Origin of the sequence: Hydrocarboniphaga sp. (assembly GCF_965279055.1) — a bacterium.
GTDB lineage: Bacteria > Pseudomonadota > Gammaproteobacteria > Nevskiales > Nevskiaceae > Hydrocarboniphaga.
In genome coordinates this window covers 3,491,578-3,507,865 of record NZ_OZ257125.1, presented here as the reverse complement: position 1 = coordinate 3,507,865, position 16,288 = coordinate 3,491,578, and the positions used below count along the sequence as shown (strand labels likewise).

Annotated in this window: 15 protein-coding genes; 5 read left to right on the top strand and 10 right to left on the bottom strand. The window is 66.9% G+C overall.

From position 1 onward, the window contains the following. Positions 1–8: 8 nt before the first annotated feature. Genes modA through ACQZF9_RS15825 form a run of 3 tightly spaced genes read left to right on the top strand, consistent with a single transcriptional unit; the run spans position 9 to position 2,123 of the window. Positions 9–770, top strand: coding sequence for a molybdate ABC transporter substrate-binding protein (gene modA, locus ACQZF9_RS15835; RefSeq protein WP_428309927.1), 762 nt, complete (start codon positions 9–11; stop codon positions 768–770). Positions 771–780: 10 nt separating this feature from the next. After that, complete coding sequence (gene modB / locus ACQZF9_RS15830; protein ID WP_428309926.1) at positions 781–1,482, top strand: molybdate ABC transporter permease subunit; 702 nt, start codon at positions 781–783, stop codon at positions 1,480–1,482. Positions 1,483–1,484: 2 nt separating this feature from the next. After that, entirely contained in the window at positions 1,485–2,123 is a 639-nt protein-coding gene (locus ACQZF9_RS15825; protein ID WP_428309925.1) for an ATP-binding cassette domain-containing protein, read from the top strand. 85 nt (positions 2,124–2,208) lie between these two features. Here the strand turns inward: ACQZF9_RS15825 and ACQZF9_RS15820 are convergent, their stop codons facing one another. From ACQZF9_RS15820 to hisG, 9 genes are all read right to left on the bottom strand, one after another. Next, complete coding sequence (locus tag ACQZF9_RS15820; protein WP_428309924.1) at positions 2,209–3,030, bottom strand: TOBE domain-containing protein; 822 nt, start codon at positions 3,028–3,030, stop codon at positions 2,209–2,211. Further along, positions 3,030–3,986 (bottom strand): threonine dehydratase, encoded by a 957-nt coding sequence (locus ACQZF9_RS15815; RefSeq protein ID WP_428309923.1) that lies wholly within the window; start codon positions 3,984–3,986, stop codon positions 3,030–3,032. The genes ACQZF9_RS15820 and ACQZF9_RS15815 overlap by 1 nt, the downstream gene beginning before the upstream one ends. After that, complete coding sequence (locus ACQZF9_RS15810) at positions 3,986–5,164, bottom strand: ABC transporter permease (RefSeq protein WP_428309922.1); 1,179 nt, start codon at positions 5,162–5,164, stop codon at positions 3,986–3,988. The genes ACQZF9_RS15815 and ACQZF9_RS15810 overlap by 1 nt, the downstream gene beginning before the upstream one ends. 4 nt (positions 5,165–5,168) lie before the next feature. Continuing rightward, on the bottom strand, positions 5,169–6,314 hold the full coding sequence (locus tag ACQZF9_RS15805) for an ABC transporter permease (protein ID WP_428309921.1): 1,146 nt from the start codon (positions 6,312–6,314) through the stop codon (positions 5,169–5,171). A gap of 21 nt (positions 6,315–6,335) precedes the next feature. Next, the gene (locus ACQZF9_RS15800) at positions 6,336–7,028 is read right to left on the bottom strand and encodes an ABC transporter ATP-binding protein (RefSeq protein ID WP_428309920.1); all 693 of its coding nucleotides are present in this window, start codon (positions 7,026–7,028) and stop codon (positions 6,336–6,338) included. A 62-nt stretch (positions 7,029–7,090) separates the two neighbouring features. Beyond that, positions 7,091–8,329: an efflux RND transporter periplasmic adaptor subunit gene (locus ACQZF9_RS15795; RefSeq protein ID WP_428309919.1), complete on the bottom strand. Its 1,239-nt coding sequence runs from the start codon at positions 8,327–8,329 to the stop codon at positions 7,091–7,093. A gap of 249 nt (positions 8,330–8,578) precedes the next feature. Continuing rightward, positions 8,579–9,487: a DUF4382 domain-containing protein gene (locus ACQZF9_RS15790; protein WP_428309918.1), complete on the bottom strand. Its 909-nt coding sequence runs from the start codon at positions 9,485–9,487 to the stop codon at positions 8,579–8,581. A gap of 34 nt (positions 9,488–9,521) precedes the next feature. After that, positions 9,522–10,829, bottom strand: a complete 1,308-nt coding sequence (gene hisD / locus ACQZF9_RS15785) for a histidinol dehydrogenase (protein ID WP_428309917.1) — start codon at positions 10,827–10,829, stop codon at positions 9,522–9,524. After that, positions 10,826–11,476: an ATP phosphoribosyltransferase gene (hisG, locus tag ACQZF9_RS15780; RefSeq protein WP_428309916.1), complete on the bottom strand. Its 651-nt coding sequence runs from the start codon at positions 11,474–11,476 to the stop codon at positions 10,826–10,828. Before hisG ends, hisD begins: the two co-directional genes overlap by 4 nt. A gap of 211 nt (positions 11,477–11,687) precedes the next feature. Between hisG and ACQZF9_RS15775 the strand changes: the two genes are divergently transcribed. Both ACQZF9_RS15775 and eutC read left to right on the top strand, forming a co-directional pair. Continuing rightward, the gene (locus tag ACQZF9_RS15775) at positions 11,688–13,082 is read left to right on the top strand and encodes an ethanolamine ammonia-lyase subunit EutB (RefSeq protein WP_428309915.1); all 1,395 of its coding nucleotides are present in this window, start codon (positions 11,688–11,690) and stop codon (positions 13,080–13,082) included. A 158-nt stretch (positions 13,083–13,240) separates the two neighbouring features. Then, on the top strand, positions 13,241–13,948 hold the full coding sequence (eutC, locus tag ACQZF9_RS15770) for an ethanolamine ammonia-lyase subunit EutC (protein ID WP_428309914.1): 708 nt from the start codon (positions 13,241–13,243) through the stop codon (positions 13,946–13,948). 50 nt (positions 13,949–13,998) lie between these two features. On the opposite strand, the gene ACQZF9_RS15765 is transcribed toward eutC, so the two are convergent. Beyond that, positions 13,999–16,164, bottom strand: coding sequence for a TonB-dependent siderophore receptor (locus ACQZF9_RS15765; protein WP_428309913.1), 2,166 nt, complete (start codon positions 16,162–16,164; stop codon positions 13,999–14,001). Positions 16,165–16,288: the final 124 nt, after the last annotated feature.

Here is a 16,288-nt window from a genome sequence, read left to right as displayed (position 1 = left end):
GGATCACCATGAAGTTTTCCGTCAGTGCCGTCGCGGCGCTGCTGAGCTGCGCCTTCGTCACCGAGGTCTCGGCCGAAGACGCCGCAAGAGTCTATGGCGCGGCCAGCCTGACCAGTGCGCTGACCGATATCGCCGCCGACTGGAAAGCATCGGCTCATCCGGCACCGACGCTGGTGTTCGCCGCCTCGTCGACGCTCGCCAGGCAGATCAATGCCGGCGCGCCGGCGGACCTGTTCGGCTCCGCCGACACCAGCTGGATGGACGCGGTCGAGAAAGCCGGCAAGCTCGCCCCCGGCACCCGCGTGAACCTGCTCGGCAATACGCTGGTACTGATCGTGCCCAAGGGCAGGAAGTTCGATGTGCAGATGAGCAAGGACTTCAACCTTGCCGCCGCCTACCAGGGCAAGCTTTGCACCGGCGAACCCGGCGTGGTGCCGGTGGGCATCTACGCCAAGGCCGCACTGCAGTCGCTGGGTTGGTGGGCCCAGCTCGAAAAGCGCATCGTCGGCACCGACGACGTGCGCACGGCACTGGCTTTCGTCGAGCGCGGCGAATGCCCGCTGGGCATCGTCTACGCCACCGACGCGGCGATCAGCGCCAGGGTCGAGGTGCTGGCGACGTTCCCGGAGAGCACGCATCAGCCCATCGTGTATCCGTTTGCACTGCTGAAAGGCGCGCGGCCGGAAGCGCGTGCGCTGTTCGAATACTTGAAGACGGCGCCGGCGTCCGCGGTGTTCGAGCGTTACGGCTTCAGCCTGCTCGTTCGTTGAGCGTGAGCGGGTGAGCCTGAGTCCCGAAGAATGGACCGCACTGTGGCTCTCCGCCAAAGTCGGCCTCTGGGCGACGATCCTCTCAATGCCGCTCGCGGTGCTGTGCGGCTGGTGGCTCGCCCGGCGTGAATTTCCCGGGAAACTGATCGCCGAAACCTTCGTGCAGCTGCCGATGGTTTTGCCGCCGGTCGTGCCCGGTTACCTGTTGCTGCTGTTGCTCGGTACGCAAGCGCCGATCGGTGCGTGGCTGCTGGAAACCTTCGGCATCACCCTCACGTTCGACTGGAAAGGCGCGGTGCTGGCGTCCGCCACGATGGCGTTTCCGCTGGCGGTGCAGCCGATCCGTCTGGCGTTCCAGCTGGTGGATCGGCGGCTCGAACAGGCAGCTGCGACTTTGGGCGCTGCGCCGCTGCGCGTGTTCGCCACGATCACGCTGCCGCTGGCCGCGCCCGGCATTTTCGTCGGCGCGATCCTGTGCTTCTCGCGCAGCCTCGGCGAGTTCGGCGCGACCATGGCTTTCGTCGGCAACATTCCCGGCGAGACGCGCACGCTACCGCTGGCGATCTATTCGTACTCGCACGTGCCGGACGGCGACGCGGCGTCGATGCGCCTGGCGTTGCTGTCGCTGGCGCTGGCTTTCGCCGCGCTGTTCGTTGGCCATCTGCTGACCACGCGCATGCGCCGCCGGCTCGAAACGCGCGGGCGCGACTGAGCATGCTCGAAGTCGATCTGCATTTCAGTCGCGGCGGTTTTGCGCTCGACATCGCGCATCGCCTGGGCGAGGGCGTCACCGGCATCTGCGGGCCTTCGGGCTCGGGCAAGAGCACCTTGCTGGCGCTGGTCGCCGGCCTGCTCAAACCGCAAAGCGGGCAGATCCGCTTCGATTCGCAAACCCTGGTCTACACCGCGCAGCGCGTGTTCGTACCGGCGCACCACCGCGGCTTCGGCCTGGTGTTTCAGGATGGCCAGTTGTTTCCGCATTTAAGCGTGCGCGCCAACCTGCTGTACGGCTGGCGCGGCCTGGCGCCACAGCAGCGTCACTTCACGCTCGAAAGCGTCTGCGAGTTGCTGGAGATCGGCGGGTTTCTGGAGCGGCGGCCGGATCAGCTCTCCGGCGGTCAGCGCCAGCGCGTCGCACTCGGCCGTGCGCTGCTGTATTCACCGCGGCTGCTGCTGCTCGACGAGCCGCTGTCGTCGCTGGACACGCGGCTCAAATCGCAGATCCTGCCGTTTTTGAAACGCGTCCGCGACGAGACCAGGCTGCCGATGCTGTATGTCAGCCATGCGCCGGACGAGGTGGCGTATCTGGCGGATCGGGTGTTGAACATCGACGACGGAAAACTGGTCGCTTGACCTGTAGGAGCGGACCCTGTCCGCGACTCTTGGCTGCAAGAGCACTGTCGCGGACAGGGTCCGCTCCTACAGGTGGCTGTGCGTCTTAGCCCGCGACACCGATGATCACACTCGACGCCTTGAACAAGGCCGTCACCGCAACGCCCGGCTTCAACCCCAGGCTCTGCGCGCTGACATTGGTGACCACCGCCGCCAGCGTGTTGCCGCCCTTCAGATCCACAGCCACCTCGGTATTCACCGCGCCCGGCGTCAGCGCTTTCACGGTGCCGGCGAGCTGGTTGCGCGTCGACAGTTTCAGCTTCGGCCCGCCGTCGTCGACGCCGAGGATCACCCACGAGGCCTTGACCAGCGCCACCGCATCGACGCCGGCTTTCAGGCCGAGCTGTTCGATGCTTTCGTGCGTGACCACGGCGACGATGCGGTCGCCGCCCTTGATCTCGAGTTCGACTTCGTCGTTGACCGCGCCGGTGGCGACACGGACGACGCGGCCCCACAGCTGGTTGCGCGCACTGGTTTTCATCGCGAGCCGTCCTAGCAGTTGCAGATCGCCACTATTGTTCTTCAAGCGCTGGTTCAGCGCCTCGACGAACCGCAGATGTTCTTCGGCCGCGGCGCGGTAGCTCGCCACCAGCGCGAGGCCGCGCGCGGTCAGCTGTGTGCCGCCGCCGCCGCGGCCGCCGGCGATGCGTTCGACCAGCGGCGCGTCGGCCATGTTGTTCATCGCCTCGACCGCATCCCAGGCGCCCTTGTAGCTCAGGCCGACGGCTTTCGCCGCGCTGGTGATCGAGCCGGTGTTGCCGATCGCTTCCAGCAGCTCGATGCGCTGCGCGCCGGCCAGCGTGCCGGCTTTGGAGCCAAGGCTGAGGCTGGCCTGCAGCTGCAGTGCGGCGGATTTGCGGGCCGCCATCAGCCGGCCACCACGCGCGCGAACACGTCGCGATCGACATTGCCGCCGGACAGCACGAGGCCGACGCGGCCGCCGCGGTTGCGCGTCGCCTCCAGCGCGGCCGCTGCGTACGACGCGGCACCGGCGCCTTCTGCAAGCTGGTGGGTGCACTGGAACAGCGTGCGCATCGCGTCCGCGATGTCGTCTTCACCGACTTCGACGATGCGCTGCACGCCGTGGCGGATGATTTCCAGCGCTGCCGGATCGGGTTTGCGGCAGGCCATGCCGTCGGCAAGCTGCGTGGTCACCGCGTGTTCGATCGGCGAGCCCTGCGCGAACGACAGCGCATAGGCGGGCGCACCGCTGGACACCACGCCGACGATCTCGGTCGGCAGCTGCAGCGCATCGCGTGCCGCGACCGCGGCGCAGATGCCGGAGCCTTGCCCGATCGGCACGTAGACCGTGTCGAGACCGGCGACGCCGCGAAAGAATTCCAGCCAGTAGCTGGCGACACCGGCGACCAGCAGCGGATGGAACGAGGGCACCAGGTGCAGATGGCGATCGGCGGCGATTTTCTCCGCCTGTTCGCGCGCCGCCTGAAAATCTTCACCGTGCTCGATCAGCTCGACGCCGAGGCTGCGCATCGCCGCGTTCTTCTCGCGGCTGTTGCCGAACGGCACGACGATCGTCGCGGCAATGCCGTGCCGCTGTGCGGCGAATCCGACCGACTGGCCGTGATTGCCGCGGGTGGCGGCGACCACGCCGCGATGACGGCTGCCGTCGCGCAGCAGATGATCGAAGTACACCAGGCCGCCGCGGATCTTGAACGCGCCGACCTGGGTGTGATTCTCGTGCTTGAGCCAGACCTCGGCGCCGAGCCGCTCGCACAGCAGCGGCCAGCGGTATTGCGGCGTCGGCGCGATCGACGCATGAACGATGCGCGCCGCCGCTTCGAGCTCAGCCAGCCTTGGCTGCATCAGCCGGCACGCAGCGCCGCCGCGATCGGCAGGCGTGCGGCACGGATCGCCGGGAACAGGCCGCCGAGGATGCCGATGAAACACGCCAGCAGAATCCCGGCGATGATCAGGCCGGGACTGACGGTCAGCCGGAACACCACCTGGCTGAAGTTGGCGCCCAGCGTGCTGACCGCGTTGCCGTTGAAGAAGCCCCAGGCCAGCGCGGCGCCGACGACGCCGCCGAGCAGCGACAGCAGCAGGGCCTCGACGAAAATCGATATCACGACCGGCATTGCGCCGAAGCCGATCGCACGCAGCGTGGCGATTTCGATACTGCGCGCGGAGACCGCGGAATACATCGAGTTCAGCGCGCCGAACATCGCGCCGATCGCCATGATGCCGCCGACGAAGTAGCCGAGAAAGTTGAGCAGCTTGGTCAGGCCCCTGGATTGCTCGGCGTAGTATTCCTGCTCGCGTTTGACGTCCACCGTCAGCGTCGGATTGGTGGTCAGCTGGTCCTTGAACGTGTCGAACGTGGCGGCCGATTCCAGCATCACGGTGATCGACTGGAACGCGGTGCGGCGAAACGCCGACTGCACCGTTTCGGCATCGCCGATCAGCTCCGATTCGTGGTTGTCGGCGCCGGTGCTGAAGACGCCGACGATGGTCCATTCCGATTCGCGAAAGCTGAGCTTGCTGCCGACGCTGACGCCCTTGAACTGCTTGAGCGCGGCTTCGCCGACGATCAGTTCGCGCACCGCCGGCTGGAACATGCGGCCCTGGATCAGCCTGAACTCCGGGCGCAGCGCCGCGAACTTGGCACCGGTACCGCGCAGCGTGACGTTGGACTCGGCGCCGTCGGCGAGCTTGGGCAGGTTGACGATCGTCACCACGTCGCTGGTGCCGATCGGCTTGCCGTCGCCGTCTTTTCTGATGCCCGCAGCATCGAGAATGGTCAGTGCGTTGTCGCGGCTGATCGAGCTGTTGATCTCGCTCTGCGAGCCGCCGCGCAGCACGATGGCGCGGTCCGGGTTGCCGGAGTTGGCCACGGTCTTGTGAAAGCCGGTGGCCATCGCCAGCACCGACACCAGCACGGCGACGACGCCGGCGATGCCGACGACGATCACCGAGGAGGCGCCGGCACGCTGCGGCAGCGCGCGCAGGTTCATCGCGACCACGGCGGAAGTCTGCTTGAACATGGGCCTATCTCCTCAGCGCATCGACGATGTTGAGGCGGCTGGCGCTCAGCGCCGGCGGCAGGCCGGTGACCAGCGCCAGCAGCAGGGCGACGCCGGCGCCGGTCAGCAGCACGCTGCCCGGCAGGGTGGCGACGCCGATGGTGTCCTTCAGGCCCGGGAACAGCAGCTGCGCGATGCCCAGGCCGATGGCGGCGGCGAGCCCGCACAGCATCAGCGATTCGGCGAACACCAGGCCGAGCACGGTGTTGTCGCTGAAGCCCAGGGTCTTGAGCACGGCGAGTTCCGGAATGCGCTCGCGCACCGATTGCATCATCGTATTGCCGGTCAGGAACAGCAGCGTGAAGAACACCGCGCCGAGAATCGCGTGGACGATGAAATTGATGTCGCCGTACTGCTTGAGGAAGCTCTGGCCGAACTCCTTCTCGCTCTGGCTCTTGGTCTCGTCGGCCGAGTTCTCGAACTGCTTGTCGATCGCCTTGGCGATTTCGCCCGAGCGGTTCGGATCCTTGACGTTGACGATCCACCAGCCGACGGTGCCGCGGCCGAAGGCGCGGGCCTCGTCGAAATAGCTGTAGTTGAAGATCGCGCCGTCGGTCTGCCGCGGGTCGCCGGTGAAGTCGTAGATGCCGACCACGTCGAAAGTCCAGTCGGACTGGCCGTCGGCCTTGCGCGTCCAGATCGTCGAATGCAGCGGCACGCGGTCGCCGATCTTCCAGCCGTATTTCTTCGCCGCCTCCACGCCGATCAGGATGCCCGAGCGGTTGCGCTTGAGCGCGTCCACCTGGTCGGGCGCGACTTTCACTTCCGGAACCGTCGCCATGTAGCTGTCGATTTCGGTCGGGACCGCGAAGATGAAGTTCTTCTGCTCCTGGTAGTAGGCGCCGAACCAGACCGCGTAGGTGACGTGGGCCACGCCGTCGACGGTGGCGATCTGCTGCATCTGCGACAGCGGCAGCGGCTCGGTCAGCGAAATGCGGCTGGAAACGATCAGCCGGTTGACGTTGGCGTTGTCGACGCCATGCTGGAAAGCGGCGTTGACGCCCTGGAGCATGCCGAACAGCAGGAACGCGATGATGATCGACAGCAGCGTGAAGATCGTGCGCGCCTTCTTGCGCCACAGCGTCGACCAAACGAACGGAAAGTATTTCATTTGGATGTTGTCCCGGCGGCGCTAGGCGTGAAGGGCGTCGGCAGTGACCAGGCTGCCCTTGTCCATGTGCAGCTGGCGCTTGGCGTACTCGGCCGCCTTGGGATCGTGCGTGACCATGACGATGGTCTTGCCGTGCTCGCGATTCAGCGTCTGCAGCAGGCCGAGGATGTCGTCGGCGGTGGTGCGGTCGAGATCGCCGGTCGGCTCGTCGCAGACCAGCAGCGTCGGGTCGGCCACGAGTGCGCGCGCGATCGCGACACGCTGTGCCTGGCCGCCCGACAGCTCCGACGGCTTGTGGCGCGCGCGGTCGGCGAGGCCGACCACGGTCAATGCGGCGGCGACGTTCTTCATGCGCTGGCTTTTCGACAGCGAAGTCAGCAGCAGCGGCAGTTCGACGTTGCGCTCGGCGCTGAGCATCGGCATCAGGTTGTAGAACTGGAACACGAAGCCGACGTGGCGTGCGCGCCACTTCGCGAGCCCGCCGCCGGACAGCCGGTCGATGCGCTCGCCGGCGACGATCACCTCGCCCTCGGTGGTGTTGTCGAGACCGCCGATCAGGTTCAGCAGCGTGGTCTTGCCGGAGCCGGACGGGCCCATCAGGGCGACGAAATCGCCGGCCGGGATTTCGAGATTCAGCGCGTGCAGCACTTCGACGCTCTGCTTGCCGCGGACATAGCGCTTGGTGACGTTCTTCAGTGAGACGATCGAGTTCATGGTCTGATCCCTGTGTGCTGTCAACGATATTGGCGTTGGTGGCTTGGCAATCCCTCGCCGACCTACGGTTCCACTTTCACCAGGGCGCCGTCTTCGAACTTCGCCGCGTCGCCGATTGCGACGCGCTCGCCGGCGGTGAGGCCGGCCAGCACGTTGATGTTGTCGCCGCTGCGCGCGCCGAGCCTGACCGCGCGGCGCTCGAGCTTGTCGTCGCGTATGACCCAGGCCACGCCGGTGTCGCCGGTCGCCTGTACCGCCTCGCCCGGCACCAGCACGCCGGGTTTGGCCTTGCTGTCGCTGCCCGGTGACGGCGCGGCGCTGAGGAACGACACGCGCACGCCCATGTCCGGCAGCACGCGCGGATCGCCGCGTTGCTTGAAGCCGACGCGCACTTTCACCGTCGCCTTGCTGCGATCCGCGGTCGGGATGATCGCGATCACTTCGGCCGGAATTTCCCAGTCCGGATAGGCGTTGAGCTTGGCCGTCGCCGGCTGGCCGGCGCGCACGCGGTTGATGAAGCTTTCGTTGACGTCGACTTCGATCTCCAGCGAATCCATGTCCACGATCGTGCCCATGCCGGTGCGGGTGAAGCCGCCGCCGGCCGACAGCGGCGACACGATCTCGCCGACCTGCGCGGCTTTCACGGTGATCACGCCGGCGAACGGCGCGCGCACCACCGTGTCGTCGAGATTCTTCTGCGACACCTCGATGCCCTGGCGCGACACGTCGACGTTGCGCGCCGCGGTGTTGAGCTGCGCCTTCAGGTCGTCGAGCGCGGTCTGCGCATTGTCGACTTCGGACTGGCTGACGAAATGCTGCGCGAACAGCTGCTTCTTGCGATCGTAATCGCGTTGCGCGTTGGCCAGCTGCACCCGCACCTGGTCGTGCGCCGCGCTCGCATACGCGAGCTGCGCCCTGGACTGGTCGTAGCCGGCGCGGATATTGGTGTCGTCCAGCCGGCCGACGATTTCGCCAGCGTCGACGTGCTGGCCTTCCTCGATCAGCACCTCGGTGACCTTGCCGGTGATTTTCGCCGACACCGTCGCGGTGCGACGTGCGACGACGTAGCCGGAGGCGTCGAGCAGCGATGCCGGGCCGCCAGCGTTGCCGGCGGCCGATTGCACGGCCGCGGCCTTCACCGTGAGGCCGCCGGGCTTGAGCAGCCACCACGCCAGCGCCGCCGCGATCAGCAGCAGCACGATCGCCAGCGCGATCCACTTGCCCGCCGATCCGCCGTCGCCCGACTGCTCGGGCCCGCGGTCGATTTTGAGCTGGCCCAACAGCGCCGATTTGTCGTTCATTTGCGTTGTTTGCATCGAACGCGGTCCCCGCCGCGAGACGGCTAGCTTGGCAGCTTGGAGCGTGGCGTCAACTCGACTGGGGGTTTAACCCCAGGCTGCAACGGTGTTCAACGGTCCGAACTAAACCCGTTGATCCCGGGTGGTGGCCGGCGGCGCATCAAGGGCCGGCTTCGAGCACGGCCCTCTCCCTCGATACGCGGGCAAGCCCGCTACCCGGGACGAACGGAGCGTGTGTATTCGGCGATCTTGTTAGTTGAAATCCTTGTCGTCGTCGTCGCCTTCACCCAGCTCGACGTCGTGGGTGTCGCTCAGGAACTCGATCTCGTCGCTCTGCAGTTCGGTCGGATCCTCGATATCGCCGTTGCAGGTCAGCGCCAGCGTGTAGTCGCCGGGTGGCAGCAGCGGCAGGTTGTAGCGCCAGTTGCCGCTGCTGCCGGTGATCGGCGTGGTCGCGATCGCGCGCGGCTCGCTGCCGTCGTAGTCGTGCGGCTCGGTGCCCTCGGCGAGCTTGTTGAACGCGTAGACGGTGACGCCGACGCCGGTGTTGCGGCCGTCCTTGCAGTCGCTGCCGCTGATCAGCGAATCCTTGACGCTGCCGCTGACTTTGGCCGCCTTGGTATCGCGCACCGCGCGCATCACCGGCGCCAGATGGCGCTCGTCGGTGTTGCTGTTTTCCGAGTAGGACAGGCGCAGATCGATACGCAGCTGCAGGGTGTAGGTCTTGCCTTTTTTCTTGACCGTCAGATCCAGCGGCGTAAAGGCGTCGTCGGCGTCGACGATCAGCGCCTGGCGCGCGCCGTTGCCGTCGATCACGTAATTGTCTTTGCCGTCGTCGTTCTGCGGATTGCGGTACTCGAGGCGGATGCCGGTGTAGTCGCCGGCGTCGAGCGACTCGGCGTCGAGCAGCGTGAACGTGCGGCCGTTGTACAGCAGCAGATCGACCGTCACCGGATCGTCGAGCTTGATGCGGTCTTCGCTGCCGTCGTCGCGCTGCAGCGTGATCGCCTCGATGCTGACGCCGATCTGGCGATTGGCCGTCGTCGCCGCCGGATCGGCCGACAGTTCGACGCCGACCTTGCCGTCGTCGCAGCCGCTGAGCAGCGCGGCGAGCGTGGTGGCGACAGCGAGCATCAGGCAGCGGCGGGCGATACGCGTCATGACGAAAGTCCTGTGGTGTTGCCTGCGCGGCAGTCTAGCCGCGATCGCGCGCCGAGGCCGCGTGCGCCTGCAGGCCCTCGGCGTCGGCGATGCGGCCGGCGATCGCGGCCAGCGGTTTGGCGCCTTCGGCGCTGCATTCGATCAGGCTGCTGCGCTTCTGGAACTCGTAGACGCCGAGCGGATTGGAAAAACGCGCCGCGCGCGAGGTCGGCAGCACGTGATTCGGACCGGCGCAGTAGTCGCCGAAAGCCTCGGGCGCGTGGCGGCCGAGGAACACCGCGCCGGCGTGGCGGATTTTTTCCAGCAGCGCGCGCGGCTCGGCCACCGACAGCTCCAGATGCTCGGGCGCGATGCGGTTGCTGATGGCGGCGGCCTGGGCCAGATCGCGCACCGCGATCAGCGCGCCGCGGCCGCGCAGCGCGGCGCGGACGATGCCGGCGCGCGGCAGTTCGGCGAGACGCTGTTCCATCGCCTGCGCGACACGCTCCAGGTAGGCGATATCCGGCGCGATCAGGATCGATTGCGCGTCCTCGTCGTGCTCGGCCTGGCTGAACAGGTCCATCGCGATCCAGCGCGGGTCGGTGCCGCCGTCGCAGATCACGACGATTTCGGAAGGCCCGGCGATCGAGTCGATGCCGACGCGGCCGAACACCGCGCGCTTGGCCGCGGCGACATAGGCGTTGCCGGGGCCGACGATCTTGTCCACGGCCGGAATCGTCGCGGTGCCCCAGGCCAGCGCGGCCACGGCCTGCGCGCCGCCGATGGTGAACACGCGATCGGCACCGGCCAGATGCGCGGCGCCGAGCACAGCGTCGTTGTATTCCCCGCCCGGCGTCGGAAACGCCATGATCACTTCGGGTACGCCGGCGACTTTTGCCGGAATCACGTTCATCAGCACGCTGGACGGATACGCGGCCTTGCCGCCGGGCACGTAGACGCCGACGCGGTCCATCGCGGTGACGCGCTGGCCGAGCGTGTTGCCGAGCGTGTCGCTGAATTCCCAGCCCTGCAGTTTCTGGTGCTGCGCGTAGGCGCGGATGCGCTCGGCAGCCTGTTCCAGCGCGGACTGCAGATCGGCCGGCAGGCGCAGCCACGCCGCTTCCAGCTCGGCCTGCGAGATTTCCAGCGCGGCGGCGTCGCCGACGCTGCGCTTGTCGAAGCGATTGGTGTATTCCAGCAGCGCGACGTCGCCGCGACGGCGGATGTCGGCGACGATGCCGTCGACGGTCTTGGTCACGGCCGCGTTCTGCTCCGGCGCGCGGTCTAGCAGGGCTTCGAGCTGCGCGTCGAAGTCCGGCGCGCTGGCATCCAGTCGCAGGATTTCTATGCTCTCGATACTCACGCCGCGGTCCTCTTCGCGTCGGCTTCCCTGAACGCGGCGATTAGTTGCTGGATCGCGGCGTGCTTCATCTTCATCGAGGCCTTGTTGACCACCAGCCGCGAGCTGATGTCGCAGATCTTCTCGATCTCGACCAGGCCGTTGGCGCGCAAGGTGTTGCCGGTGGCCACCAGGTCGACGATCTGGTCGGCCAGGCCGACCAGCGGCGCCAGTTCCATCGAGCCGTACAGCTTGATGATCTCGACCTGCTCGCCGCGCGCGGCGTAGAAGCGGCGCGCGATCTCCGGATACTTGGTGGCGATGCGCAGGCGCCGGCCCCTGGGCGCGACATAGCCGCGCACCGCGGCCACCGACATGCGGCACTGGGCGATACCGATGTCCAGCGGCTCGTACAGCTCGTTGCCGCCCTGTTCGTACTGATGTTCCATCAGCACATCCTTGCCGACGATGCCGAGGTCGGCGGCGCCGTGCTCGACATAGGTCGGCACGTCGGCCGGCCGGATCATCACCAGCGACACGTCGGCACGCTGGCTGGGCACGCGCAGCAGGCGGTCGATGTCGCCGGCGGGCGCGATGCCGACGTGTTCGAGCATCGGCAGGCTTTCTTCGAGGATGCGGCCCTTGGACAGGGCGAGGGTGAGGCCGGTCATTGCGGGCATCGGTGATGCGGAAGGGCGGCGATTTTAACCGACGGGCGTTACCGGCATATTCCTGGGCGTGATTGTCCGCCGTGTAGGAGCGGATCCTATCCGCGACCCGTACCCCGCCGGCGCAGTCGCGGATAGGATCCGCTCCTACAGTTGGGTGTTCAGCGACGATGTGATTGGCTAACCCTGGTCCGCCCTTTGCTGCCAAAACCCCATGAGCTACCACCACGCCATCGGCGCCCGGTCCTACCGCTTCGACACCTTGCGCGAGCTGATGGCCAAGGCGACGCCGGCGCGCTCCGGCGACTACCTGGCCGGCGTCGCCGCCGCCACCGCCGAGGAGCGCATGGCCGCCCGGCTGGCGCTGGCCGAGGTGCCGCTGGCGCGCTTCCGCGAAGACCTGCTGATCCCCTACGAGGCCGACGACGTGACGCGGCTGATCGTCGACGGCTTCGACGTGGACGCATTCGCGCCGGTGGCGTCGCTGAGCGTCGGCGAGTTCCGCGACTGGCTGCTGTCCGACCAGGCGACGCCCGCGATGCTGACCGCGCTGGCTCCCGGCCTGATGCCGGAGATGGTCGCGGCGGTGTCCAAGATCATGCGCAACCAGGATTTGATCCTGGCCGCGCGCAAGTGCCGGGTGACGACGCGCTTTCGCAACACCATCGGCCTGCCGGGCCGGCTCGCGGTTCGGCTGCAGCCGAACCATCCGACCGACGATCCCAAGGGCATCGCCGCCAGCACCCTCGACGGCCTGCTCTACGGCTGCGGCGACGCGGTCATCGGCATCAACCCGGTGTCCGACGAACCCGGCAAGCTGATGGCGATGTGGCGGCTGCTCGACGAGCTGATCGCGCGCTTCGACATCCCGACGCAGAGCTGCGTGCTGACGCATGTGACGCGGCAGATCGAGGCGATCGAGGCCGGCGCGCCGATCGACCTGGTGTTCCAGTCGATCGCCGGCACCGAGGCGGCGAACAAAAGTTTCGGCATCAACCTGGCGATGCTGCAGGAGGCTTACGAAGCGGGCCTATCGCTGAAACGCGGCACCGTCGGCGACAACCTGATGTATTTCGAAACCGGGCAGGGCAGCGCGCTGTCGGCCAACGCCCATCACGGCGTCGACCAGCAGACCTGCGAAGTGCGCGCGTATGCAGTTGCGCGCCCGTTCAAGCCGCTGCTGGTCAACACCGTGGTCGGCTTCATCGGGCCGGAATATCTGTACGACGGCAAGCAGATCATCCGCGCCGGCCTCGAGGATCATTTTTGCGGCAAGCTGCTCGGCCTGCCGATGGGCGTGGACGTCTGCTACACCAACCACGCCGAGGCCGATCAGGACGATATGGACAATCTGCTGGTGCTGCTCGGTGCGGCCGGCGTGACCTATGTGATGGGCATTCCCGGCGCCGACGACATCATGCTCAATTACCAGAGCACCTCGTTCCACGATTCGCTGTTCTTGCGCGAGGCGCTGGGGCTCCGCCACGCGCCGGAGTTCGAGGAGTGGCTGCTGAAGATGCGGCTGATCGATGCGCAAGGAAAATTGCAGGATTCGCGGGGCACGTCGGTGCTACCGGCGTTGACGGCGTTTTCGGAGAGCGCTCGATGAGCAAGCCGCCGGTTTCCCCTCTCCCTCCGGGAGAGGGGCCAGGGGTGAGGGACTCGCAGGTTCCAGCTGAACCCGCGTCGGGGAGCCCCTCACCCGGCGCTGTCGCGCCACCCTCTCCCGCAGGGAGAGGGCAAAGCGAAGCCGACCCCTGGACCGCCTTGCGCCGCCACACCGCCGCGCGCATCGCGCTGGGCCGCAGCGGCAGCAGCCTGCCGACGCGCGAGGTGCTGGCCTTCGGCCTGGCGCACGCGCAGGCGCGCGACGCGGTGCATCTGCCGCTGGATGTTTCGGCGTTGCGCGCACAACTCGAGGGCGAGCAGTTCGCCGTGGTCGAGGTGGCGAGCCGCGCCGCCGATCGCGCCGCGTATCTGGCACGGCCTGACTGGGGCCGGCGCCTGCAACCTGAAGCGCTGGCCGCGTTGAAGACGATGCCGCGCGATGCCGAGCTGGTCTTTGTCGTCAGCGACGGCCTGTCGTCGACGGCGGTGCAGAGCAATGCCGTGCCGCTGCTTCAGGCCTTGATGCCGCTGCTGACTGGCATCGCCATCGCACCGGTGGTGATCGCCACGCAGGCGCGGGTCGCGCTGGCCGATGAAGTCGGCGAGTGCATCGCCGCGCGCATTGCGGTGAGTCTGATCGGCGAGCGGCCGGGGCTGTCGTCGCCCGACAGTCTCGGCGCCTACATCACCTACGCGCCTAAAGTCGGCAATACCGACGAGGCGCGCAACTGCATCAGCAACATCCGCCCCGAAGGTTTCGCGATCGGCTCGGCCGCGCTACTGATCGCCGCGAACATCCGCGCCGCGCTGCGCGCGCAGCTTTCCGGTGTCGCGCTGCGTTTCGATCCGTCGAAGGCACTGACTTAGAGCCGGATGACCGTCATTCCCGCCTTCGCGGGAATGACAGCAGGTACGGACTAGAAATTGAATGTCAGCGTCGCGTTCACACTCGCCGGTGCGCCGTAGTACAGGTTGCCGTATTCGTCGATCACGTAGTACTTCTTGTCGAGCAGGTTTTCGCCGTTGAGCTGCGCGCTGATCTTCGGCGTGATCTGGTAGCGCGCCATCAGGCTGGCCTGGATGTACGAGCCCTGGCGGATCGTCGAGGTGTCGCCTTCGAGCGAGCTGCCGGTGGTGATCTGGTTGTCCGACTGCCAGTTGAGACCGCCTCCGACGGTCAGATCCTGCAGCGCACCGGGCAGCGTCCAGGTGGTGAACGCGCGCACCATCGTGCGCGGGATATAGGCTTTCACGGTGACGCCGTCGGCATCCTGCATCGTGTAGTGCGACCAGCCCAGCGACAGGTTCCAGTCCCTGGCGAGCTCGCCGTTGGCCTCTAGCTCGAAGCCGCGCGTGCGCGTGCCATCAGCCTCCTTGTAGGCCGGGCGCATCGGATCGTCGTTGATCAAGCCACCCGACAGAATCGCGACATTGTCCTGGCGCGTGTCGAACAGCGTCAGCGCGGTATTCAGGCGGCCGTCGAAGTGCGCGCCCTTGACGCCGATCTCGGTGCTGTAGCCGCTGAGTGGGCCGAGATAGCCACCGGCCGAATCCTGGAACTTCTGCGGATTGAAAATCTGGGTATAGCTGGCGAAGGCCGAATACGTCTTGTTCAGATCGTAGATCAGGCCGGCGTAGGGCGTGAGCTTCTGGTAGTCCTTCTCGACCGTCGGCGTCACGTCGTAGATATAGAAATCGCTGGTCTTGTAGTCGGTGTAGCGCGCGCCGACGATCAGCTTCAGCGGATCGGCCAGCGACAGGCGCAGCGCCGAGTAAGCGGCGGCCTGGCGCGTGCGGACACGCGCGATGTAGTCGCCGGTGGTATTGAACTCGGGCTCCGGATACGAGCCGTCCCATTCGTAGAAATTGCCGACCTCGGCCAGCTCGCCATGCTGATACTCGGTCTCGTCGCGGTGCAGCCAGGACCCCATGCCGCCGAATACCAGCTCGTGCTTGCGGCCGAGCAGCTCGAACGCGCCGCTCAGGTAGGCATCCAGCGAATTCTGGCGGCCGTAGTTGTCGCTGCGATACGCGTAGGGAAACAGGCCTTCGCCGGTGTCCTTGTCCGGAAAGCCGTAGACGTAGAACAGATTGGCGTAACTGTCGGTTTCGCGGCGCTGCGCAGTGGTGCGCAGCGACCAGCCGTTGCCGAAGTCATGCCGGAGTTCGGCGAACAGTGTTTCGTTGCGGTTGTTCCAGTAGCTCCAGTTGGCGGCGGTGGTCACGGAGCGCGGCCAGTCGGTGCGCGAGCCGTCGCTGAAGAACAGCGGGAACGAGCCCCAGGTGTTGGCCTGCGGCAGAGTCTGCTGGTAGTCGTAGCCGACGCTGAGCCGCGTGTGCGGCGTCAGGTCGGCGTCGATGACGCCGTAGAACACCTGCTTTTCGTTGCTGTACAGGTCGGTGTAGGACTCACGGTTCTGGTAGACGCCGACCACGCGCGCGCGGATCTTGCCGTCGGCGGTCAGCGGCGTGCTGATGTCGGCGGTCGTGCGGAAGTCGTCCCAGGAGCCGTAGCTCAGCGAGGCCGAGCCGGTGAACACGTCGCTGTCGGCGTGCTTGCGCACCAGGTTGATCGAAGCCGCCGGATTGCCGGCGCCGGTCAGCAGGCCGGTGGCGCCGCGCACGACTTCGATGCGCTCGTACAGCGCGGTGTCCAGCGTCGGGTCGGCCGAGCCGGCGTTCAGGCCCGGCGCGACCGGCACGCCGTCGTACAAGCTGCTGTCGATGGTGAAGCCGCGCGAGGTGAACACCACGCGCTCGCTGTCGTAGGCGTAGGAATAGACACCGGTGGTGTTGTCCAGCACGTCGCGCAGCGACTGCAGATCCTGGTCGAGCATGCGCTGCTGCGTGATCACGCTGACCGACTGCGGCGTTTCGCGCAGGCTCAGCGGCAGCTTGGTCGCCGAGGCGCTGTCGTCGACGGTGTAGGCTTTTTGCGCGGCTTCGGTGACGGTGACGGTGTCGAGTACGACGGCGTTGGGCTCGGGCTTGTTGTCGCCTTCGGCGGCGAGCAGGCTGGCCGGCGCGACAAGGGCCAGCAACAGGAGCAGGTTGGAAGTGTGGCGCAGGGTGACCGCAGGCATCGCAAGATTCCTTCGTGGGAGCAGGGGCTGTGTTTTGCCTGCCAGACGAAGTTGCGAGGTCGGTGGGTGCGCCGATTGTAGGCATCTCGCGGCGCGATCGCTACCGGTGTACGGTAAACATGCG